Raw genomic sequence first — 21702 nt, 5'->3', positions numbered from 1 at the left:
CTCGGGCTCACGCCAGCGCGACGAGTTCGTGCAACGTCGAGCCGCCGCGTTTCTCCGCGCCGGTCTCGGTATGCACGGTCAATTCGAACGACGACTCGAATCGGAAGTAACCGGGATGTCCGACCAGTCGGTGCACCAGCGGTTTGATCAGCCGCGACCGGGCGACGGGGACATCGTCGAGCAGGTCGTGGGCATGGATGACCCTGTCGACCACCAGGCGCAATTCGATACTTCCCGGCACTTCGATCTCGATCCATTCCGGATAGGTCCGGCCTGCGATCGGGTTGAATCGCGCCGGGCCTTCGGTGAGAACCGTTTCGCCCGTGGACAATACGATATCGCCGTGGTGCGCGAGCATCAGCGGGCTGATCTCGTGCCCACCCTGACGCCGCTGTGTCAATACCGAGGCGAACAGCAGCGAGTAGTCATCGACATACAAACGACCCCAGTGCCACCGATCGATGATCTTCTTCATATCGCCGACGCCCCAGTTGTGGTCGTGATAACCACGCCCGGTGACCTCGTATCGGGTGCCGTCGAGTTCGATCGCGCCGCTCACCGTGGCACGCGGCGCGGCCACCATCCACCCGAAGGAATCCTTCGCCCCGAATCGGGTCTCCCCTTTACCCGGCATCCAACTGGGCGTCTCGTTGTGGAATCGCAGATCGAAGACGATGCCGTCCTCTGCCATACGCAGGTGATGGATCGGCAGACCGTCCGACGGGAATTCGGTGTGGGCGTGGTTGTCACCGATGCGCACGTCCATGGCTTCGGCCGAGAACACCGCGGCGGCCTTCGGGTATCGCTTGGACACCTGGCGACGGGTTCCGTCCGGCGCGTAGACCATCATCTCGACCCACGGTTTGGCGTTGGGCAGATCCTCGGGGCGCCGTTTGGTCAGGAACCCGATCACCACGTGCCCGGTGTCGAGATGCGCGTCGAAGTACCAGTGCTCGAAGGCGAGTTTGCTCGGCGAGGGATGGAATCCGTTGTGCTTGGGCTCCACCGGGGTCAGGGCCCCGTCCCGGCGTCCGGGACCATTCCATACTTCGACAATTTCTGCGGTGCTCATGGTCGCTTTCGGTGTAGGTGGATCCGACGACTGCTGCTACCCGTCGGAATTCCGGATCGCCGCGCAGCGAAGGGCTTCCGCGGCGCGCGGGTTATCGGCGCAGCGCGCCGCTGGCGTCGAATTCGGCTTCGCGGCCCTGCATCTGGGCGCGGTACCAGTTCTCGCGATGCCAGAGCATGACCTTCTCGTGTACGCGGGCGAAGGGCGGGAAAACCCTGCGCAGAATTTCCATCACGGTGATGAGGGGGAACCGAAGCAGCGGGATCGCGATCCAGGGAAACGCGGGGGGCATGGTGTAGCCGCGCCGGGTTCCCGGAGCCATGTACATCGCGGAGTACACGGAGTTGATGCGGAAGTTGTACAGCTCGCGCAACCTCGTGAGGCCGCGGTGGCCGGCGCGAGGCGCGAACGCCGCCGGGTAGGACTCGATCAACTCCGCACCGTGCTGTCCCGCGTCGTAGGAGCGTGACGCGATGGTCATGGCCAGCACGCGCAACGAGTCGATGACCGTTTCGGGATACCAGCGCACCCGCACACCGAGCAGATAACCCATGTACTTCTGAAAGTGCAGCAGCGCACGGATTTCCGACGGAGTCGTCTGGTAGCCGAGCGCCCACAGGCCGAGTCCGGGGGTGACGCTGCCGCCGAGCAGGGTCAGCATCTGGTAGGTCTGACTGATCGGCAGACCCCATTTGTCGATATCCCATTCCGGATGCCCGGCGACCTTCGCCCGGACCGCGACGTGCATGACGCGCACCTTCAACGCCGTGGCACGCCCGGCCGAGCCGGGGGTCAGCAGCGCATGGGGTTCGGAGACATCCATCCAGAAGCGGGTGGTCTCCAGGAAACGGCGCAGCGCACTGTCACCCGCGTATCCGCCCGCCAGTGACAACGGCGTCGCGACGGCGGCCTCGGTGTACATCTCGAGTGTTTCCGCGCCCGCGAAACTGAACAGCATCGTGCCCCAACGCCGCCAGATCGCCGCGCCCTGCTCGACCAGCTCGGGCACGACCCATTCGGGCACCGTCTCGAATTCCTCGAACAGCACGCGCATCGATTCCGGCGCGTCCTCGATGGCGTCGATGCCATCGGCGAGTGCGGTTTCGAGCATCCGACGCCCGGCTTTCGAACCGATCGGACCGTGCATCACCTCCTCGACGAAACGCTCCGCGACCGGATCGCCGGAGAAGAGATCCTCGCACAACGCGATGACTTGGTCGTCGGTGGGAAACAGCTCCCGACGGGTGATCTTCTTGAAGGTCCGCTCGAATCGCGCGACCTCGGGCGTGGCGCGCGCTGCCCAGTACCGGAACGCGGTCGGACATTTCACCGGCGGTTGTTCGTCGACGCCGCGAACGGGCGGGACTTGCACTGACATGGGGATTCTCTCCTACTATCCGAGTCGGTCCTGGCAGCTGCGCGGGCCTGTTCAGCCCGCCAGCTCACGCCGGACCAGCCATGACCGCAAACGGTCGATGATGTCCGCAACGCCGCCGGGCTGGTCGACCAGGTAGTGGGTGAGCTGCGGCATCTCGATCAGTTCCGCGTGCGGATCGGCACTGGCGGCGTGCATTTCGCGGGATTCGCTGACGAAGGCCGCCTGGTCGCCGCGCAGCGCCATCACCACGGTCGGCGCCTTCACGGTGGTGAGGTCCGAGGGAGCGCTGGCGTTGGAGTGGTCCTCGCTCCACGTGCTCAGCCAACTGCGCGCGGTGACGAAACGCGCGAGCCCACCCGCCGACCAGTTCGCGGCCTCGGGATCGCCGTAGAGGCTGCCCGGTTCGCGGTCGCTCGGATCGAGACTCACATCGATGAATCGCGGATCGGCGACGGTGCGATGCACCACGAACGCGCGATCGGCCCCGGCCCGCCCTTCCGAGCGCGCCAACTGTTCCTGCGCCCAGGCGTCGATCCGGCGGATCCGCCGCAACTGCGCGTCACGGTATTCGGCCACCCAGTCACTCGACAGCGGTAGTGCGCGGTCGGGGGCGTACAGGTCGAGGGCGGGGTCGGTGCGGTAGGGGTCGTTCTCGTCGACGACGGCGGGATCGATCCAATTCCGCAGCACCCGTGCGCGACCGGGGTGCGCCCCCACCAGCATCAACCCGTCGGCGGGACTCAGCGCGTCGAGCGCCACCGCGTCCCCGGAAGGGGTCCGCGTGATGGTGGGATTCTCGGCTTGGGATTGATAGAACGACATCAGCGGGCCGCCGCCACTGAATCCGAGCAGCACCACCCGTTCGTAGCCGTGGGTCTCACGCATCCAGCGCACGCCAGCGCCGAGATCCTCGGCGGCGCGCTCCATCAACAGCGCTGCCTCGTTGGCCGCGTAGCGGGTGTTCATCGCCATGATGGGAATTCCGGCCTCGGCGAAGGCGCGAACCAGGAAGTGGGACAGGAAGTTCGACGCCGGATGCGCCATCAGCACCACGGTCCGTGACGAGCCGCGTTCCGGTGTGACCAGATTTCCGTGCAGCGTCGGATAGTGGCGGCTCAAGCCGGAGTGGATCTCCACTTTGCCGTCGACGGCGGGCCGGTACGGAATGCGCTGGAAGTGGTCTTCAACCGTGTCGGCCAACGGTGGCCTCCTGAATCTGTCTCGTTCGCGGGTTGTGATCGACCTCGCGATCACGAACCATACTCTAAAGTACACCAGACGGTACTAAAAGGTATGGAATTGAGGAGTTCGATGAGCGAGGACAGTGCAGAGCGGGACGCGGTGTCGCCGCCCTCGGTCGATGACACCGTGCGGGTAGCGCACCGACGGCGATGGACAGCGCGGGCGGCCGAGATCGGTGTCGCGCGAGCGGCGGTCACCGTCGTCATCGTCGGTGCGCTCGTGGCATCGGCCGTGTTGTTCTCGGCGCATCGGACCTCCACGCGAGATCGGGAAGATCGCGCGGCGTTCCTGCAGGCCGCCCGCCAAGCGGTCGTCAATCTGACCACCATCTCGGCGGAGAGCGTCGAGGCCGATATCGCCCGCATCCTGGACGGCTCCACGGGGTCCTTCCGGGACGATTTCGCCGCGCGCACGGCCGCTTTCACCTCGGTGGTCGAGCAGGCGCATGTCTCGACGGTCGGGACGGTCACCGAGGCGGGTATCGCGTCCCGCAGCGGCGACGAAGCCGAAGTTCTGGTCGCGGCCACCTCCAAGGTCACCAATGCCGCGGGCGCGCAGGACGAACCGCGAGTGTGGCGGCTGCGAGTGGTCCTGCGGCGGTCCGCGGATCGGATTCTGGTGTCGAACGTGGACTTCGTGCCGTGAGCGCCGGGAAGAGCGCGCGCTCCCTCGTCGCCGCCGTCGTGCTGATCGCCTCGATCACGGCGACGGCCTGGCTCGCGGTCACGTACCGAACCGACAGGGCCCACGATGCCGCCTACGCCGAAGCGGGCCCGGCCGCCGCGACGGCCGCGGCGGCGGTGTTGTCATACGCTCCCGACACCGTCACCGACGACCTCGCGCGGGCCCGATCGCACCTGACCGGTGATTTCGCGGCCTATTTCGACAGACTCGGCACCGACGTCGTCCTTCCGGCGGCGCGGCAACGTCATATGAGATCCGAGGCCACGGTCACCGCGAGCTCGGTCGTCTCGGCCACCTCCGATCACGCGGTGGCGCTGGTCTTCCTCAGTCAGGTCACGACCGCCGACGATCTGGCCCGGCCGACCACCGTGTCCAGCACCTTGCGTCTAGAGCTGACCAAGGTCGGCCACCATTGGCTCGTCACCGAACTCGACTCCGTCTGACCCGCCGACATCGCGGCACAGGTTCATCGCGGCGGGGCAAGGAGTGTCGGGAGCGTGGCGGGTTTTCCGCGGTCTTCACGCCGGAGTCCCGCGTCGGCGTACAGCCTCCCGTCACCGCCGAGATAACTGCCGTCGATCGTGTTGTACGTGCCGACCGCCGCCGCCGGATGGGTGGCCCCCGCCGAACCCTCGGACGCCGAACCAGCGCCATCGGGGTTTCTGCACAGTTGAACCGTGGCCGCGCGCCGACCGGGAAATTCGATACACGGCAGGTTCCGAGCGCCACGCACCGCCCGTGGATCATCCACGGCGACTTTGCAATACAGTCCCGGCGGGGTGGGCATCACGTCGGTCTCGGTGGGCGAGCGACGCTGCTCCGGCGGCAGGAACCCTTCGATGCACGGTGGCGGGTCGTTGAGCTGGTCGGCGAAGAAGGTGTTCTGCGCCGGGTCATCGCTGTTGGGCAGGCCCGCCGATTGCGACGCGGCGATCAGCGGCGGGTAGAGCACCAGAATCTGTTCCAGGGACGGGTTGTAGACCGCGGCGACCTGTTCGACCGAGGCCAGATTCGACAGCAGCAGCGGCACTGTGGGGCGCAGGTCGCTGAACAGCGCGCCGACGGTGGCGGCGGCGGGGGCCGCTCGGTGCAGCACGCCGCGCAGCTGCGGATCGCTGTCACGTAACTGCGCGGTGAGCGCGGCCAAGGAGGAGGCCCACTGACGGATGGAGTCGCTGGTCGCCGTCTGGGTGTCGAGCAGTGGCCCGATCTGGTCGATCAATGTCGCGGCGGGATCGCTGACCTGCGCGGCGGCACGGGCCAATCGGTGCATGGCATCGATGAGTTGTCTCAGCTGCGGTCCCGCGCCGTCGACGGCGACGAAGGCCTCATCGAGCACCGTGCGCAGATTGCCGGGGCCGATCGCGTCGAGAGCTGCGTCGAGCTGGTCGAGGATGGGACCGACCTCCTCGGGAATGGTGGTGCGGTCGACCGGAATGACCGCGCCGTCGGAGAGGTACGGACTCCCCGCGCGACGTGGCGTCAGGTCGAGATATTGCTCTCCCACCGCGGACATACTGCGGACGGCGGCGTCGAGATCGGCGGGAACCTTCGTCGAGGAGTCTAGGGTGAGGGTCGCCGTCGCGCCGTCGCGACTGGTCGCCAACCCGGTGACGCGGCCGATGGTGACCCCGCGATAGCTGACATCGGCGTTGGGGTAGAGACCGCCGCCCGCCCGCAACTGCACCGTCACCGAGTAGCGGCCGATGCCCGCGCGTTGCGGGAGCTGGGCGAATTGCACACCGGCCACCGCCAGTGACACCGTCGCGATCACCGCGAAAATCCACAGCTTGCGGGGAAGCGGGCGTACACGTTTCGCTCTCATCGCGGGCTTTCGGGTCGGGGCGAGGCGGATGGATCGAGTAATTCCGGTAGCGAACTCGGCGCGTGCCGCGGGCTACCGGGTTCGGTATGACCGAGAATGCCTTCCAACCCGCCGAGCATGCCCTGCAGCGGGGTGCCCAACAGCAACGCGTTGTCCAGGGTGCCCAACGTCAGGTCGAGGATGATGTCGCCGTTGGCGTAGTCACCGCGGACCGCGTTGGCGTAGGTATCGATGGGAAACGGGTAGGTCAGCAGGTAGCGCAGAGAATCGGTGAGCGAGCTCCCCGCGTCGGCCAAGCCGGCCAATATCGGCTGCAGATCACGTAATTCGGCGGCGAGGTCACCACTGGTCGTCGTCACGATGGTGCTGGCGGTCCGGCCGAGCTGGCCCAGGCTGGTCAGCGCGCGGGTGAGATCGGCGCGGCGATCGTGCAGGACCGCGAGGGCGGGTTCCAGACGCGCGATGGCAGCGCCGATCTCGTCGTGGTGCGCGACGAGCCGAGCGCCGAGGGCGTCGATTCCCGCGATGGCATCGATGATGTCGGTTTTCTGCTCGTCGAGTCCGCGCAGCAGGATATCGAGTTTGTTCAGCAGCTCCCTGACCGCGTCCTCCCGGCCCGACAGCGCGGCATTCAATTCGCTGCTGATATCACGGATCTGGGCCAGTCCTCCCCCGCTGAGCACCAGGGATACCGAGGACAAGGTCTGTTCGGTGGTCGGGAACGCGCCCGCGCGCGCCAACGGGATCACCGCTCCCGCGCGCAGTTCGCCGCGGGCGGGCTCGGTGGTCGGCGCGGCCAGCTCGATATGCGTCGCGCCGAGCAGACTGGTCTGCCCCACCGCGGCGATGGCATTCTCGGGAAGACGCACCTCGGCGTCGAGGCTGACGGTGACCAGTGCGTGCTGTCCGCGCAACGCGATATCGGTGACGGACCCGACCGTGACATCGGAGACCACCACCGGCGAATTGCGGTCGATGGTGGACACATCCGGCATTTCGATCCGCACCGAATACGCGCCCGCCCCGTGCCCGGCGGTGCCCGGCAGGGTGAGAGTGTTGAGCCCTCGCCACCCGCATCCGCTCACGGCGACGACGCTCAGCAAGGCGAGTGCGGTCCCCCTGGCCGCCGAACGGGTAGCCCGCCGGAATGCGGTCGCGGTCATCGGGGACCTCCCGGGAGGAGAAGCTGCTCGAGCAGGGGGCGTGAGGAGGGTTCGACCGTGGCCGCGGGCGCGAGATCGGGTGTGCTGTAGACGAGTTGACCCGGCAGCGCCCCGACGCCACGGGATGGATTGAGTGTCAGCGGCAGGTAGTCGACGGACAGCAGACTCAACAGCGGTCCGAGATAGTGCGCGCACAGTTCGGCTCCCCGCTCGGCGTCGGAATCCTCGGCCGCGGCAATGGCCGAGCAGAGGAAATTGACCGGGTTGGCGAAGTTGCTCAATGCCAGCGCCGAGACGACCGAGTTGTGGGCGGGCTGATAGATGTTCTGCAGGTTCGCCAGCGCCGTCGGCGCGACATGCAGGACCTGCGCTATCCCGTCGCGCTGCTGGGCGAGCGTGGCGACGACCTCCGACAGACTCTCGGCGGTCCCGGTCAGGCGGTCGTGGTTGTCGGTGACGAATCGGTTGACCTGTCCGAGTGCGTCATCGAGCCGGGTGAGCGCCGTCCCGATGTCGGCGCGGTTATCGGCCAGCAGGGTGGTCACCGAGGCCAGGCGATTATTGATCGCCACGATCTGCTGCCCGCTCTCGGACAGCGCCGTGACGAAGATCTGCAGATTGGTGATGATCGACATCAGGTCACCGCGGCCGTCGGAGAGTGTTCTCATCGCCTCCGAGAGGTGGATCAGCGTCTGATGCAAGGTCGGTCCCTGATCGCGCAGGTTGGTCGCGGCGGTATCGATCACCTGACCCAGCGGTCCCCGCGGGTCGGCCGACGTCGGACCGAGCGCGTCGACCAGCCGTCGCAGCTGGGTTTTGATCTGGTCCCATTCGACGGGGACGGCGGTGCGACCGATCGGGATGGTCGCCTCCGACGACAATCGCGGACCGCCGGTGTAGGCGGGCGCGAGCTGAACGAACCTGGAGGACACCAGGTTCGGCGACATGATCACCGCCTTGGCGTCGGCGGGCACCGGCTGGTCGGCGTCGATGCGCATCCGGACCAGAACCTTGTCGCCCGCGGGTTCGATGTGCTCGATACTGCCGACGGTCACGCCCATGACGCGCACATCGTCACCGGGGTAGAGGCCGGTGGCGGCGACGAATTCGGCGGTGACGGTGGTGCTGGTCAATCGCGGTGCCACACCGTAGGACACGGCCGCGAGCACCGCCACGGCCACGGCCGATGCCAGCCAGACCAGCGCGGGGCGGCGGGCCCGTCGGCTCGGTGTCGGTTCGTCGGTCATCGGCCCTCCTGCGGCTGATCGGCGGGAGGCTGCGCCGACGGTACGGGCGGACCGAGGGCGGCGCGAATGAACGGCTCGATGATCTGGCCCGGAATGAGATTTTGTATGTAGGAGTTGAAGAACGGCCCGCTGGCGACGGCCTCGCCGAGTTCGGTCATATACGGACCGAGCCGCTCGATGGCCGTGGCGATGTTATCCCTGTTGGCGCGCAGGATCGCCAGCACGCTCGTGAGCTGATCGAGGGCGGGCGCGAGCTGGGTTTCGTTATCGCGCACCAGGCCGCTGAGCTGGGTCGCCAGCTCGGTGACATTGGCGAACAGCGTATTCACGGCCTCGCGCCGATGCTGCAATTCGCCGAGCACGACGGCGGCGTCGTCGACCAGGATCCCCAGTTGCGCACTGCGCTCGGCGAGTACGCCGGTGACACGCTCGGCGTGGGTGAGCAGTTCGCGCAGCGAGCGGTCGCGGTCGGCGACGGTCGCCGAGAGCCTGCCGACTCCCGCCACGGCGGCACGCAGATCCTCGGGCGTGTTCTGCAGCGTGTCCGACAGCACGCGCATCGATGTCGTCAGTTGCGCGGTATCGATCGCGCCCGCGGTGTCGGTGAGATCGCCGAGCGCGTCGGTGAGGTTGTAGGGCGATCGGGTGCGTTCCAGAGGGATGGTGTCACCGGCCCGCAGCGGGCGAGTGCCGGCGGGAATCAGGCGTAGATGGCGGGCGCCGAGGACGGTCGCGGTGACGATCTGCGCGGTGGTGTCCACCCCTATGCTCAGATCGTCATCGAGACTGAATTCCACGGCGACGGTGGCGTTTTCGATCGAGATTTCGCGCACCCGGCCGCTGTCGACACCGGATATCTCCACGACATCGCCGGACTCGAGTCCGCCGGTGTCGGTGAACAACGCCCGATAGCCGGTGTGGCTGCTGGTGAGGGGAAGCGCGTCGATGTTCATGGTGGCGAGCACCACGAGCACGATCAGTGCCGTCCCGACGATTCCGGCGCGAAAGGTGTCGTGTTCCTTGTTGTGACGAATCATTTCGGTGCGCACCTGCCCGTGGTCTGGCCGATGAGAGGCGTGGTGAACGTCATGCCGTCCGCGCCGGTGAGTTTGATGCGCAACCCGCACAGGTAGTAGTTGAAGAAATTCCCGTAGGCGCCGAGGCGGCTGAGCGCGGCATAGGTGTCGGGCAGGCGGCCGAGCACGCTGTCGAGAGTGTCCCCGCCCGCGTTCAACTGGGTCGCCGTCCTGTCGAGTTCAGCGATCGTTCCCGCCAGCGCCGGTCTGTTCTGGGTCAGCAGCGTGGCCAGCGTCGCGGCGGAGGCGTCGACGTGGTCGAGCGCCGCTCCCCACTCGGCGCTGTCGGCGGCGAGTCCGGAGGCGATCTGCTGGACTTTGTCCAGGGCCGAGGACAATTCGTCGCCGTGGCGATCGATGCTGGCGAGCACCGTATCGAGATTGGTGATGACCGCGCCGATGAGCTGATCTCGATCCGCGAGCGCGTCGGTCAGGGTGGCGGCGTGGGCGAGCAGCGAGCGAACCGTGCCGCCCTGGCCTTGCAGAACCGCGATCAACTCCCCGGACAGGTTGTTGATCTGTTCGGGATCCAGTCCGCGCAGCAACGGCTGGAAGCTGCCGATCAACAGATCCATATCGAGCGCGGGTGAGGTGTGGTCGCGTGCGATGGTGAACCCGGCGGGCGCCGGCGTCGGATCGCCCGGTCCCTCCCGCAATTCGAGATAGCGATCACCGACCAGATTCTGGTAGCGCACGACCGCGCGGGTGGCGTGGGTGATGCGGTAGGTGTCCTCGATATCGAGGTCGACTCGTACCGAGTAGGCCTCGCCGATCTCGACGGCGGTGACGCGCCCTACCTCGACTCCGGCGACCCGGACGAAATCGCCGCTCCGCAAACCGGAGACATCACTGAATTCCGCGCGGTATCCGGTGTGCCCGTCGAAACGGAACTGGCCGAACACCACCACGAGCAGGCCGAGGACCAACAACATGACCGCGGCGAAGATACCGGCTTTGACGGCGGTGACGGTGAAATTCATCGTGGTTGTCCCGGAGTGGAAGTGGCGTAGAGGAATTCCAGCAGCGAACCGGGAACCAGCCGCGGTCCGCCGGTGTCGGCGCCGAAGGGGTTGGCGCCGATATCGGCGACGACGAACGGCGTCGGCACCTCGGGCATCGTCACCGTCGGCAGCGCGCCGCAGCGCGGCCCACCGGTGGCGCGGACGACGGGCAGATTATCCGGATAGGTGTAGGGCTCGGCGCCGAAGAGCAGCGTCGAGCGCAACACCATGCTCCTGCCATTGCCGCCGGTGACGGGTTCGGCGAGGACGCGCGCCCGGTCGGCGCCCTGCAGGAAACAGGTCAGCAGTGGCGCGTACCGGCCGAGCAGGTCGGTGGTCGGGCGCAGCTCGGTGATCGCGGTGACCAGCGGTTCGCTGTTCTCGGTGAGCACGGCGTCGGTCGTGTCGGCCATCCCGATGACGGCGAGCAGCACATGGTCCAGCAGGTCGCTCTCGGCCACCAGCGTGTCCGCGGTGGTCGAGGCGTTGGTCAGGGTAGCGGCGAGATCGTCGGCCGCGCCGGCGTAGACGGCGGCGGTGTCCGCGGTGGCGCGCAGGTCGCGGCGGATCTGGGGAAGTCTCGGATTGATCTGTGCCAGCGCGGTATTGGCGTCGTCGATGGCGCGCCCGAGGTCGGCCCCGTTACCGCGCATGGCCGCGGCGATCGCCGACAGTGTGGTATCGAGCTTTTCCGGGGCCACGGCCCGCAGCACCGAGATCAGCGATTCGAAGACCGAATCGATCTCGACGGTGACCGAGGAGGCGCGGATGACAGCGCCGGCGGCGATCGGTGTCGCCGAACTCGGGGTGGCCGGGTCGGTCAGGGTCACGTACTTCTCGCCGAAGATGGTCGTCGAGGTGATGTCGGCGCCGGAATCGGCGGGGACCTCGGAGGCCTCGTCGCGGTTCAGGCGCACGCGCACCACCGCGCCACGCGCGTCGTATTCGACGGCGCTGACTCGTCCGACTTCGACGCCGTGCCTCTTGACCAGAGCACCTGTGCGCAGCGCCAGTCCGGCCCGCCCGGATTCGATGGTGATCTCCACCGAGGGCCGGAACGCTCCCCGATAGGACAGATAGGTCACGGTGAACAGCCCCGCGACCACCGCGGCCAGGCACAGGGCGGCCAATTTCTTCGCGAAGGATCCCGGTGTCGTCATCAGCCCGCCAAATGCAGTTGTCTGGCACTGCCGTACAGCGCGAGTGAGATCAGCAGGGTGACGGTGACGACACAGATCAGTGACAGCCGCACCGCCCGGCCCGTCGCGATTCCCACCCCGGCCGGACCGCCCGTGGTGTGGTAGCCGTAGTAGGTGTGGATCAGCATGACCACCAGCGCCATCGCGATCGCCTGGCCGAACGACCACAGCACGTCGGCGGGGTTGAGGAAGGTCATGAAGTAGTGGTCGTAGACACCCGCGGACTGGCCGAGCATGACCACGGTGGTGATCCGGCTCGAGTAGAACGCCGCGACCACGCTGAGCGCGTACAGCGGCACGACCACGATCATGCCCGCCAGCAGGCGTGTCCCGACGAGGTAGGGCAGTGAACGGATGGCCATGGAATCGAGTGCGTCGATTTCCTCGCTGATGCGCATCGCGCCCAGTTCGGCGGTAGTTCCCGCGCCGATCGTCGCCGCCAGCCCGACCCCGGCGGTCACCGGCGCGACCACACGGACGTTCACGTAGGCGGACAGGAATCCGGTGAAGGCTTCCACGCCGATACCGCCGAGCGCGTCGTAACCCTGGATCGCCACGGTGGCGCCCGCGAAGAAGGTCAGCAGGCCCATGATGACGACGCTGCCACCGACCATCGCCAGCACTCCGGTGCCCAAGCTGATCTCCGAGATCAGCCGTAGGGTTTCGTCGCGGTAGGCGCGGGCGGCCTTTCCCGTCGACAGCAGTGCGCGCAGATGGAACAGGATCTGGTCGCCGATGGCGTCGACGGCGCGCCCGACACCGCGGCTTCGCCGTCGCAGGGCGCGGATGTAGTCGGTGGAGGAGATCATGGGCGTCCGCTGACGGCAAGGCCGATCGAGGTCAGCACGGTATTGGCGACGAAAAGCGCCACGGCGGCGAAGACGACGGTCTCGTTGACGGCGCTGCCGACGCTTTTCGGTCCGCCGGTGACCGACAGACCACGGTGGCAGGCCACCAGTCCGGCGATCGCTCCCGATATGGCGGCCTTGATCTCCGAGAGTGCGAGTTCGCCCAGTCCGACGAGCAATGTCACGCTGGAGGCGTAGGAACCCGGCGAGACGTCCTGGAGGAATACCGAGAAGAAGAAGCCGCCGGTCAATCCGATCGCGCACACCGCGCCGTTGAGCAGCACCGCGACCACCGTCGAGGCCAGGACTCGCGGGAGTACCAGCCGGTGGATCGGGTCGATGCCGAGAACCTGGATGGCGGAGATCTCCTCGCGGATCACCCGGGAGCCTAGATCGGAGGCGATCGCGGTCGCGCCGGCGCCGGCCACGACGAGAACCGTGACCAGCGGCCCGATCTGGGTGATCGCCCCGAGCCCCGCGCCCGCTCCCGCCAGGTCGCTCGCACCGATCTCCCCCAGCAGCGAATTGAGGGTGAACACCACGAGCACGGTGAACGGGATCGACATCATCACGGTCGGCAGTAGCGACACGCGCACCAGGAACCAGCACTGTTCGACGAACTCATGCCACGGGAATCGCTTGCGCGGCAGGGCCCGTGCGGTGTCGACGGCCAACAGGTAGAACTCACCGAGCGCCGATACGGCCGTGCGCGCCCCGCCCGCGAGTTTCGTCACCGACCGACCTGCTCGTGTGGGTATCGCGCGCAGCGGCTGTCCGAGCGTCGTCACGCCGAACTCACCGGTCCCCGGTACACCCCGATGACAGCCGCTGTCCGTATCATCGCACCACCCGGTATTTCAGCATCATGTCGTGGTCTTCGTGGTCGAGAATGTGGCAGTGCCAGACATAGCCTTGCAGCACAGCGGTTTCGGCTGAGCCGTCGGCCGCGTGCGCACCCGTGTGACCGTGGTGCTCGTGTGCGCCGAGGCGTGGGAATGTCGCGTCGGGATCGAAGCCGAGTTCCTCGGCGGTCGGAAAACGGACGATAATGCTGGTGACCGTCCCGCCGTCGACGCGCACGACATCTTTCCAGCCTGCCTCCCACGGCTCGGGCGGGAGCATCGGCCCCGCGAGGAAGCCGTCCGCCGACGGCGCCCATTTCACCCCGACCGGCGGTTGCGGATGCGCGAGTTGGTAATCCACGGTGCGCAGGGGAGCTCGGCCCAGAATGCGGAACGTGACCAGGTGCAGGTGGATCGGGTGCGGGTCAGGGGTGATGTTGATGATGTTCCACTGTTCGACGGTGCCCTGTTTCGGCATCTCGATATCGGGACTGGCGAAGGTGATGTTGTTCAGCGACATGATCGCGGGCGGGTTGCGCACCGCATAGGGCTGACTGACGGTGACATCGCGAATCACCGTCGGCATCGCCAGGGGTGCCAGCGCCGCGCGCCGATGGTTGCCGCCGCGCAGTCGGTCCGGGACGGGGCCGGTGAAACCGAGGCGATCCTCGGCGCGGAACCGGCAGAACACCGGCATGGCGACCTCGCCGAGGATCGCGGCCTGGAATACCGGGGCCTCGTCGTTGCACAGTTCGACCGAATCGCCAGGGGCCAAGCCGGAGAAGTCGACCAGTAGATCCACGCGCTCCCCCGGGGAAAGACGCAGCTGCCGAACCGGGACCGGCGCGTCGAGCAGCCCGTGCTCGTTGCCGATCACCCAGAACCGCATTCGATTGCCGAAGAACAGATTCCAGACACTGAACGATGCCGCGTTGAGCACCCTGAAGCGATACAGTCCGCGGGCCACCGGAAGCTGCGGCCATATCTTGCCGTTGACAATCCCGATATCGCCGACGGCCCCGCCTTCCCATCCCCCTTCGGGGACGATGAAGGTCGAGCGGATCGATTGATGTCCGTCGGCGGTGAAGATCTTCTCCTGCAATACGAGCGGAACCTCGAATTCGCCCGCGGGCAGGCCGAGCGGATTCTCTGGTTCGCCCGAGTCGAATTCGTCTCGTAACAGGAACATTCCGGCCAGTCCCGCGTAGACGTTCGTTCGCGTGATGCCCATGGCGTGGTCGTGGTACCACAGGTGCCCCGCGTCCTGCGCGAGCGGGAAGTCGTGGTCGATACTTCCGCCGGGAAAGACGAGTTGTTCCGGGTGCCCGTCACTGCCGGGCGGCGTGACGCCGCCGTGCAGATGTAGTGACGTCGGCGGTGCGGTGCGGAAACTCTCGGAGACGCCGTGCACGCTCGTATCCATATCGGCGGCGAAGGGATGCGCGCCGATCCGATTGGTGAAACGCATATTCAGCGGTCGACCGGCCCGATGTTCGATCGTCGGGCCGAGATAGGACATCCCGTTGTAGCCGAGCGCCGGTGATTCCGGCAGGTCACGGTGGAATCGATGCGTCGTCGACGACGCGATCAGCTCCAACCGGTCCGCGCGCACGACCGGGATCCGAGGCAGCTCGTCGACGAACGGTTCGACCTTCGGCGAATGGAAGAGGAGCGGGCTTTCCGCCCCGGACGGCAGCAGCGGATCGGCGGACCCCGTCGGGGGCGGGACCAACGCAGAGCCGATCAAACCAGCGCCGACACCGCGCAGAAAACGCCGCCGCCCGATCGGCTGTCTCATCTTCGAACCCTTCTCGGGTGGCCTCGTCGCGCACCCCGCAGCGGTGACCGTACCATCAAGTACAGTGTTCGGTACTATTTTGGATGGTAATCAGAGCGGGTCCATCGATGGCCTCGCGAGAGGATCTCGGTGACCAGCAGATCTCGAATCATCGCCCGCACAGCCGGTGCCGCGTCTCTGGCGCTGGGCATCCTCGCCGCCACCGTGCCCGCCGCCTCGGCGCAACCCTCGGCCCCGGGCGCGTGCTCGGCGACCACCGTCCTGGTCCACGACATCGGTCGCGATCAGTCCGAGTTCGGCTCCATGGCAGCGGCATTGCACGACAGCGGGTACTGCACCACGTCCTTCACCTATGGCGTCAGCGCGGCGACCGATATCCTGGGCAGCGGCGGGACGCGCGTGGCCGGACTGGCGACCATGGAAAGCAGCGCGGCGGAGTTGGCGCAGGTGCTGAGCACGCTGGACGCGGCGGGCGCCACGCCGGTCGCCATCGTCGCGCACGGATCGGGATCACTTGTGGCGCAGTACTTTCTGCAGCACTTCGGCGCCCCGCCCGCCCTCCGCGACTTCGTGACCATCGGGCCGATCTGGAACGGAACGAATATCGCGGCACTCGGCGCCATCGAGCAGCTGAGCCGTGATCTCGGCACCTACGACGCGGTGCTCGCCCTCGAGACGCCGCTGGTCGACCCGCAGTGCGCGGGGTGCAGACAGCTCGTCACCGGATCCGATTTCCTGACCGCGCTGCACCGCGACGGCATACCGACCCCCGGCATCGATTACACCAACATCATCTCGCGGACCGATATTCTCGTCGAACCCCCGATGTCGGCCGACGCGGCCGGAATGTACGTGGCGGTGGTCCAGGACGCGCAACCGGGAAACGCCGTCGACCACTTCCGCCTCCTCGACGACCCCGCCGTGGCGCGGTTGACGATCGCCGCGCTCGGGCACCAGCGCGAACCCTTCACCTACCATCGAGACGTGAGCCCAATCGACGCGCAGCCGCACCGATGACACCGGACCGATCACCGGCTGCCGACGGCATCCAGACCCCCGACGCGGACGCCGCGGACTCGTCGCCGCGCCGATCACGCAAGGCGGCGGCGCAGCAACGCAGCCGCGGTCGCACCGCCCGGTTGTCCTACGAGGCGTGGGTCGACGGGGCGCTGGCGCTCCTCGCGCGCGAAGGCGTCGCCGCCGTCAAGATCCCCGCGCTGTGCCGAGAACTCGGCGTCACCAAGGGCAGTTTCTACTGGCATTTCGACGATGTCGACCAGCTCATGGCCGCCATGGCCGATCGGTGGAGCGCACGGCAGAGCGAGATCATTCGTGCGCTCGGCGCGATCGAATCCATTCCGGTCGAGCAGCGCATCGCCAATATGGCCGCCAATCTCATCGACCAGGGCACCTGGGCCACCGAAGCCACCTTCCGCGAGTGGGCGCGCAGCGACGAGAAGGTGGCCGCGACGGTGCGCGCCATGGATCAGCAGATCTTCGAAACGGTGCAGAAGGCGATGCTGGATCTCGGCTTCGACGCCGAACAGGCACGCCTGCGCGCGGGCGCGATGGTGTACCTGGGCATCGGCTTCATTCACGGCCGCGGCAGCCTGCCGACCCCGACCTCGGACGAAGCCCAGGCGATCATCGGTCTGCTGACCATTCCGATGAGGAATTGACCTGATTCGCCGAGGCCACGAAATCGTCGGGCCACAGCATCACGACCCTCCTGGGGTCCTCACGTTCACATCTGCATCGGCATCTGCATCGGACAGATGCCCTGTTGGTGCAGCCACATCATGATCGCGTGCATGACCTGCATCATCGGTGATTGCATGTCCATAAGGTCCAACTCCTCGATCTCGCACCACCCGTCGGCGGGCAGCTGTCATCGTGCGTCGCCGCGTCCCTCATCATCGTCGGCCACTCCTACCGGGACCAGAGTCGGCGGGCCCGCACCGCGAGGCCGAAAGTCCCGCCCGACCGGGACGGATCCCACACCCGCCGACCGATGTGATGGATGTGCCGATACGGCGACCTATGATGGCGCTGTGATCGCGCAGCCGTTCACACCCAGGGAGCATTCATGTCGCCCCACCGATTTCCCGCCATCGCGCCGTTGAACCGGCGCGGATTCCTCGCGCTCACCGCGGGTTCGGCGGCAGCGGTCGCCCTGGCCGCCTGCTCGAACGACACCCGATCCGTACGCGACCTCGTCCTGGCCGATTCCGGCGAGGTCCGGGACGCCGAGGCCCAACGCCGCGCCGCGAACGCCGCCGTGCGTGCGGTGTCGTTGCGGGCCGAACCCACCACCGTCGACCTCGGCGGGGTACAGGTTCAGACCTGGACCTACGGCGGCCGTCTGCCCGGCCGGGAGATCCGGCTGACTCGCGGCGAGGTGCTGCGCGCCGAGATCGCCAACGCCCTGCCCGCGCCGACGACCATTCACTGGCATGGCATCGCGTTGCGCAACGACATGGATGGCAGCCCCGACATCACCCAGTCCCCGATCGCGCCGGGCGGCACCTTCGGCTACGAATTCACCGTGCCCGACCCCGGCACCTACTGGTTGCACCCACACGTCGGGCCGCAACTCGACCGCGGCCTGTACGCGCCGCTGATCATCGAAGATCCCGCCGACGGCGCAGAATACGACACCGAGGCTGTCATCGTGCTCGACGACTGGCTCGACGGAGTCGACGGCCGCACCCCCGACACCCAACTGCGGCAGTTGCGTGCCACCGGCATGAGCGGCATGAATATGGGCGGCGGGATGAATCGGATGAACATGGGCGGCATGTCGATGCCGACCAATCCCAACGCCCCGCTCGGCAGCGACGCCGGCGACGTCGACGACTACCCGTACTTCCTGATCAACGGCCGCACGGACCGCGACCCGGTCACCCTCTCCGGCAAACCCGGGCAGCGGATGCGGCTGCGGATCATCAACGCCGGCGCCGACACCGCCTTTCGCGTCGCCCTCGGCGGCCACCGACTGCGCGTCACCCACACCGACGGCTACCCCGTCCAGCCCATCACCACCGACAGCCTGCTCATCGGCATGGGCGAACGCTACGACGCGATCATCGAACTCGGCGACGGCGTCTTCCCCCTCGTCGCCGCCGCCGAGGGCAAAACCGGGCGAGGACTCGCGCTCGTCCGCACCGGAGCAGGCGCCGCGCCCGCGGCCGACGCGCGCCCCACCGAACTCACCGCCGCGCCGCTGACCGCCGACAAGCTGGTCGCCGCCGACAGCGTGCGACTACCGCAGCGCAAACCGGACCGAACCCTGGATATCACCCTCGGGGCCGCCGCCCGCGACTATGTCTGGACCATCAACGGCCGCGACTACGACCAGCGCACCCCGCTGGACGTGAGCGCGGGACAGCGGGTTCGGCTGCGGTTCACCAACCAGACGATGATGTTCCACCCGATGCACCTGCACGGGCACACCTTCCAGCTCGCCACACCCGGCGGAACCGGCCCGCGCAAGGACACGGTCGTCGTCGCACCCATGCAAACCGTCCAGGCCGACCTCGACGCCACCAACCCCGGACAATGGATGCTGCACTGCCACAACGCCTACCACCAGGAGGCGGGCATGATGACCGTCATGTCCTACCTGCGCGCGTAGACGGGCGTCGGCGGATGCTCGTCGGGTCCCAGTTCGGCTAGCGAGCCGAGCAGCCGGGGAATGAATTACGACGGGCTGTAGTATCAAAGTGTGCGACAACCGGCGGAGGTAACGGCGCGGGTGCGCGGCCTCTTCGTCGGGGCCGCGTCGGGTGCTGTCGCGATCGCCGCCCATGCCCTGGGTGGTGGGGCCGTCTCCCCCGACCGGTCCTCGATCACACTGCTGATCGCCGCATGCGCCGTCGTCGGCACCGCGATCGCGTCGACCCGCGTGCGCCGAGGCGCCTCCGAACTCGCGGTGCTACTGGCCGCCGGACAGACGATCGGTCATCTCGCGATGACGATGTCGCCCGAACACCACCACGGCCCCCACATGACCGCGCACATGCTGGTCGCCCATCTCATCGCCATTCCCTCGGGCGCCGTGCTCATTCGCGCCGCGGAGCTCGCCATCGCCCGCGCGGCGTCGAGTGTGCGTCGCACCCTGTCGGTGCTGTACACCGTTCCGCTCGTGGCTACACGGCTGCCCCTGGTCCGCGCGGCCCGTCTCGCGCCAGGGGCACGGTGGTTTCTCGTCGGTTCCGGGGTCGGTACCCGGGGACCACCCACCTTCGCCTGAGTTTCTCTCCACACCATTTCTCTCCACACCGTGGCCGACCGACAGGCGGTCGAATGGTCGCGTCGTCCTACCGCCGCTGTGGCGGCCTGTCCGGACCCCGCGAACCCACCACACTGCGCGCGCGTCGCGCACGCCGGTCGCCTGTCGTCGCCTGTACCGCGCGACACGCGATCGCCTGGGTGCAACGGCAGGCCACCGGCCGCTCGTCATCCCGGCACAGCGCGCACCGACGGCGCGACAACTATCGATAACTATCGATCTCGATGAATTCGGAGCACCTCATGTTCATCCACATCACCAACCCCCGCCTCGTCCGCGGCGCAGCCGCCTTGGCCGCGATCCCCTTCCTGCTCGTGGCCTGCTCGTCCACCGACAGTTCGTCGACCCCCGCGCGCGGCGCCGACGTGATCGCGGTCGACGATCAGTGGATCAAAGCGGCGGACAGCGGTATGTCCGCGGCCTTCGGCGAGTTGACCAATGACAGCGACAGGGCGGTCACCGTGGTCTCCGCGACGAGTCCCGCTTCGGCGCGAGTCGAACTGCACGAAGTGGTGGTCGCGGCTGACGGCACCAAGAAGATGCGCCCCAAGGAAGGCGGATTCGTCGTTCCGGCACGCGGATCGATCGCGCTGGAACCGGGTGCGAACCACATCATGTTCATGGGCCTCAACGCTCCGCTGCGGACCGGCGCCGAAACCACGGTGACGCTCACCTTCGACGACGGGTCGAGCACCACCTTCACCGCCCAGGTACGTGACTTCGCCGGTAACCAGGAGAAGTACGAGGGCGACCACGCCGGCACCGCCCCCACGCCCGGTGCCTGAGCGGATCAACCGGCGACGTCTGCTCGGCGGCGGCGCCGTCGCCGTCGGCGCCGCCGGGCTCGGTCTCGGCGCGAGCGCTCTCACCCCGCCCCGGCATTCGGACCACCCCGCCGAGGCGAGGACGGAACCGTTCTACGGCAGACATCAGGCCGGGGTCGCGACCAGCCCGCAGACCTACGTCGCCTACGTCGGATTCGATCTGAAGCCAGGCACCGACCGGGACGACATCGTCGGCATCATGAAGATATGGACCGAGGACGCCGCCCGGCTCACACAGGGTGTCCCCGCCCTCGCCGATGCCGAACCCGAACTGGCGCGGCGGCCGTCGCGGTTGACGGTCACGGTGGGTTTGGGACCTGCGGTGTTCACGATCGCGAACCTGGAGCACCGCCGCCCGTCCTGGTTGCGCCCGCTGCCGCCGTTCGTCGTCGACCGGTTGACGCCGCAGTGGTGCGACGGCGATCTGCTGGTGCAGGTCTGCGCCGACGAGGCGACCACCGTTGCGCACGCCGTGCGGGCGCTGTGCCGCAGCGTCACCTCGCTCGTCGCGGTGCGCTGGGTGCAGCGCGGTTTCCGCGACGCAAAACCGGGACAGAACCCGCGCAACCTGATGGGCCAGGTCGACGGCACGGTGAATATCGCCTCAGGGACAACCGATTTCGATCGGCTCGTGTGGATCGATGGCACCGACCAGCCGTGGCTGGCGGGCGGGACGTCGCTCGTGCTGCGGCGGATCGCGATGACGCTGGAGACCTGGGACGAAATCGACCGGGAGGGAAGGGAACTCACCATCGGACGGACATTGGCCGAGGGTGCTCCGCTGACCGGGCGCCGGGAGTTCGACGAGCCGGATTTCGCGGCCGTCGACGCGAACGGCATCCCGGTGATCCCGCCCTCCTCGCATATCGCCCGCGCGCGGCGAACCCACGACGGCGAACGGTTCCTGCGCCGCGGCTACAACTACGACGACGCGCCCGCGCCAGGGCAGATCTCGAATTCGGGCCTGCTCTTCGCTGCCTACCAGCGCGATGTGGATACCCAGTACGTCCCGGTGCAGCAGCGGCTGGCGGACTTCGACGCCCTCAATGTGTGGACCACCCCGGTGGGGTCGTCCGTTTTCGTCATCCTGCCCGGAGTGCCCGCACCGGGGGGCTACGTGGGGCAGACACTGTTCGAGTCGTAGTGGATTCGGGGCAGGCGCGTGCGCGGCGCCTGCCTCGAATGCCGCCGCTCAGGTCCAGAGCGCCACGA

At 67.5% G+C, this 21702-nt stretch carries 20 protein-coding genes; 8 read left to right on the top strand and 12 right to left on the bottom strand.

The genetic code is table 11. The annotated features are described in order from the left end of the window. Nucleotides 1–7: 7 nt before the first annotated feature. The 3 genes from ABZS43_RS17995 to ABZS43_RS17985 all read right to left on the bottom strand — a co-directional run bounded on the left by ABZS43_RS17995 (nt 8) and on the right by ABZS43_RS17985 (nt 3650). On the bottom strand, nt 8–1072 hold the full coding sequence (locus ABZS43_RS17995; protein WP_355037027.1) for a lipocalin-like domain-containing protein: 1065 nt from the start codon (nt 1070–1072) through the stop codon (nt 8–10). A gap of 91 nt (nt 1073–1163) precedes the next feature. Then, nucleotides 1164–2450 carry an oxygenase MpaB family protein gene (locus ABZS43_RS17990; RefSeq protein ID WP_355037026.1) on the bottom strand — a complete coding sequence of 429 codons (1287 nt, stop codon included), beginning with the start codon at nt 2448–2450 and terminating at the stop codon, nt 1164–1166. Nucleotides 2451–2501: 51 nt separating this feature from the next. Then, nucleotides 2502–3650 carry an alpha/beta hydrolase gene (locus tag ABZS43_RS17985; protein ID WP_355037025.1) on the bottom strand — a complete coding sequence of 383 codons (1149 nt, stop codon included), beginning with the start codon at nt 3648–3650 and terminating at the stop codon, nt 2502–2504. A gap of 111 nt (nt 3651–3761) precedes the next feature. On the opposite strand from ABZS43_RS17985, the gene ABZS43_RS17980 reads away from it, so the two are divergent. Continuing rightward, a complete protein-coding gene (locus tag ABZS43_RS17980; RefSeq protein WP_355037024.1) occupies nt 3762–4337 on the top strand; it encodes a hypothetical protein in 576 nt (191 codons plus the stop codon). Then, the gene (locus tag ABZS43_RS17975; RefSeq protein ID WP_355037023.1) at nt 4334–4819 is read left to right on the top strand and encodes a hypothetical protein; all 486 of its coding nucleotides are present in this window, start codon (nt 4334–4336) and stop codon (nt 4817–4819) included. Before ABZS43_RS17980 ends, ABZS43_RS17975 begins: the two co-directional genes overlap by 4 nt. Nucleotides 4820–4842: 23 nt before the next feature. Here ABZS43_RS17975 and ABZS43_RS17970 read toward each other — a convergent pair whose 3' ends face one another. From ABZS43_RS17970 to ABZS43_RS17930, 9 genes are all read right to left on the bottom strand, one after another. Continuing rightward, a complete protein-coding gene (locus ABZS43_RS17970) occupies nt 4843–6201 on the bottom strand; it encodes an MlaD family protein (RefSeq protein ID WP_355037022.1) in 1359 nt (452 codons plus the stop codon). Beyond that, nucleotides 6198–7364, bottom strand: a complete 1167-nt coding sequence (locus ABZS43_RS17965; protein WP_355037021.1) for an MCE family protein — start codon at nt 7362–7364, stop codon at nt 6198–6200. The genes ABZS43_RS17970 and ABZS43_RS17965 overlap by 4 nt, the downstream gene beginning before the upstream one ends. After that, entirely contained in the window at nt 7361–8611 is a 1251-nt protein-coding gene (locus ABZS43_RS17960; protein ID WP_355037020.1) for an MCE family protein, read from the bottom strand. Before ABZS43_RS17960 ends, ABZS43_RS17965 begins: the two co-directional genes overlap by 4 nt. Continuing rightward, nucleotides 8608–9648: an MCE family protein gene (locus tag ABZS43_RS17955; protein ID WP_355037019.1), complete on the bottom strand. Its 1041-nt coding sequence runs from the start codon at nt 9646–9648 to the stop codon at nt 8608–8610. Before ABZS43_RS17955 ends, ABZS43_RS17960 begins: the two co-directional genes overlap by 4 nt. Then, entirely contained in the window at nt 9645–10667 is a 1023-nt protein-coding gene (locus ABZS43_RS17950) for an MlaD family protein (RefSeq protein WP_355037018.1), read from the bottom strand. Before ABZS43_RS17950 ends, ABZS43_RS17955 begins: the two co-directional genes overlap by 4 nt. Further along, nucleotides 10664–11848, bottom strand: coding sequence for an MCE family protein (locus ABZS43_RS17945; protein ID WP_355037017.1), 1185 nt, complete (start codon nt 11846–11848; stop codon nt 10664–10666). Before ABZS43_RS17945 ends, ABZS43_RS17950 begins: the two co-directional genes overlap by 4 nt. Then, nucleotides 11848–12696 carry an ABC transporter permease gene (locus ABZS43_RS17940; protein ID WP_355037016.1) on the bottom strand — a complete coding sequence of 283 codons (849 nt, stop codon included), beginning with the start codon at nt 12694–12696 and terminating at the stop codon, nt 11848–11850. Before ABZS43_RS17940 ends, ABZS43_RS17945 begins: the two co-directional genes overlap by 1 nt. Continuing rightward, nucleotides 12693–13469, bottom strand: coding sequence for an ABC transporter permease (locus ABZS43_RS17935; protein ID WP_355037015.1), 777 nt, complete (start codon nt 13467–13469; stop codon nt 12693–12695). Before ABZS43_RS17935 ends, ABZS43_RS17940 begins: the two co-directional genes overlap by 4 nt. A gap of 103 nt (nt 13470–13572) precedes the next feature. Continuing rightward, nucleotides 13573–15375, bottom strand: coding sequence for a multicopper oxidase domain-containing protein (locus ABZS43_RS17930; protein ID WP_355037014.1), 1803 nt, complete (start codon nt 15373–15375; stop codon nt 13573–13575). 129 nt (nt 15376–15504) lie between these two features. Here ABZS43_RS17930 and ABZS43_RS17925 point away from each other — a divergent pair, with 129 nt between their 5' ends. The 6 genes from ABZS43_RS17925 to ABZS43_RS17900 all read left to right on the top strand — a co-directional run bounded on the left by ABZS43_RS17925 (nt 15505) and on the right by ABZS43_RS17900 (nt 21634). Then, the gene (locus tag ABZS43_RS17925; protein ID WP_355037013.1) at nt 15505–16392 is read left to right on the top strand and encodes a lipase; all 888 of its coding nucleotides are present in this window, start codon (nt 15505–15507) and stop codon (nt 16390–16392) included. Beyond that, nucleotides 16389–17054 carry a TetR/AcrR family transcriptional regulator gene (locus ABZS43_RS17920; RefSeq protein WP_355037012.1) on the top strand — a complete coding sequence of 222 codons (666 nt, stop codon included), beginning with the start codon at nt 16389–16391 and terminating at the stop codon, nt 17052–17054. The genes ABZS43_RS17925 and ABZS43_RS17920 overlap by 4 nt, the downstream gene beginning before the upstream one ends. A 407-nt stretch (nt 17055–17461) precedes the next feature. Continuing rightward, complete coding sequence (locus tag ABZS43_RS17915) at nt 17462–19009, top strand: multicopper oxidase family protein (RefSeq protein WP_355037011.1); 1548 nt, start codon at nt 17462–17464, stop codon at nt 19007–19009. A gap of 90 nt (nt 19010–19099) precedes the next feature. Then, complete coding sequence (locus tag ABZS43_RS17910; RefSeq protein ID WP_355037010.1) at nt 19100–19627, top strand: hypothetical protein; 528 nt, start codon at nt 19100–19102, stop codon at nt 19625–19627. Between the two features lie 263 nt (nt 19628–19890). Beyond that, complete coding sequence (locus ABZS43_RS17905; protein WP_355037009.1) at nt 19891–20451, top strand: copper chaperone PCu(A)C; 561 nt, start codon at nt 19891–19893, stop codon at nt 20449–20451. Next, nucleotides 20444–21634, top strand: a complete 1191-nt coding sequence (locus tag ABZS43_RS17900) for a Dyp-type peroxidase (RefSeq protein ID WP_355037008.1) — start codon at nt 20444–20446, stop codon at nt 21632–21634. Before ABZS43_RS17905 ends, ABZS43_RS17900 begins: the two co-directional genes overlap by 8 nt. Nucleotides 21635–21702 lie beyond the last annotated feature (68 nt).

Origin of the sequence: Nocardia sp. NPDC005366, from assembly GCF_040606855.1 — a bacterium.
Taxonomy (GTDB): domain Bacteria; phylum Actinomycetota; class Actinomycetes; order Mycobacteriales; family Mycobacteriaceae; genus Nocardia.
Note: the sequence above shows the minus strand (reverse complement) of the source record. Positions and strands in the feature narration are given on the sequence as shown.

Coding starts and splice junctions, on each gene's coding strand:
- ABZS43_RS17995 (WP_355037027.1), bottom strand. CDS start 1,072: ATGAGCACCGCAGAAATTGTCGAAGTATGGAATGGTCCCGGACGCCGG.
- ABZS43_RS17990 (WP_355037026.1), bottom strand. CDS start 2,450: ATGTCAGTGCAAGTCCCGCCCGTTCGCGGCGTCGACGAACAACCGCCG.
- ABZS43_RS17980 (WP_355037024.1), top strand. CDS start 3,762: ATGAGCGAGGACAGTGCAGAGCGGGACGCGGTGTCGCCGCCCTCGGTC.
- ABZS43_RS17970 (WP_355037022.1), bottom strand. CDS start 6,201: ATGAGAGCGAAACGTGTACGCCCGCTTCCCCGCAAGCTGTGGATTTTC.
- ABZS43_RS17965 (WP_355037021.1), bottom strand. CDS start 7,364: ATGACCGCGACCGCATTCCGGCGGGCTACCCGTTCGGCGGCCAGGGGG.
- ABZS43_RS17960 (WP_355037020.1), bottom strand. CDS start 8,611: ATGACCGACGAACCGACACCGAGCCGACGGGCCCGCCGCCCCGCGCTG.
- ABZS43_RS17955 (WP_355037019.1), bottom strand. CDS start 9,648: ATGATTCGTCACAACAAGGAACACGACACCTTTCGCGCCGGAATCGTC.
- ABZS43_RS17950 (WP_355037018.1), bottom strand. CDS start 10,667: ATGAATTTCACCGTCACCGCCGTCAAAGCCGGTATCTTCGCCGCGGTC.
- ABZS43_RS17945 (WP_355037017.1), bottom strand. CDS start 11,848: ATGACGACACCGGGATCCTTCGCGAAGAAATTGGCCGCCCTGTGCCTG.
- ABZS43_RS17940 (WP_355037016.1), bottom strand. CDS start 12,696: ATGATCTCCTCCACCGACTACATCCGCGCCCTGCGACGGCGAAGCCGC.
- ABZS43_RS17930 (WP_355037014.1), bottom strand. CDS start 15,375: ATGAGACAGCCGATCGGGCGGCGGCGTTTTCTGCGCGGTGTCGGCGCT.
- ABZS43_RS17920 (WP_355037012.1), top strand. CDS start 16,389: ATGACACCGGACCGATCACCGGCTGCCGACGGCATCCAGACCCCCGAC.
- ABZS43_RS17915 (WP_355037011.1), top strand. CDS start 17,462: ATGTCGCCCCACCGATTTCCCGCCATCGCGCCGTTGAACCGGCGCGGA.
- ABZS43_RS17905 (WP_355037009.1), top strand. CDS start 19,891: ATGAATTCGGAGCACCTCATGTTCATCCACATCACCAACCCCCGCCTC.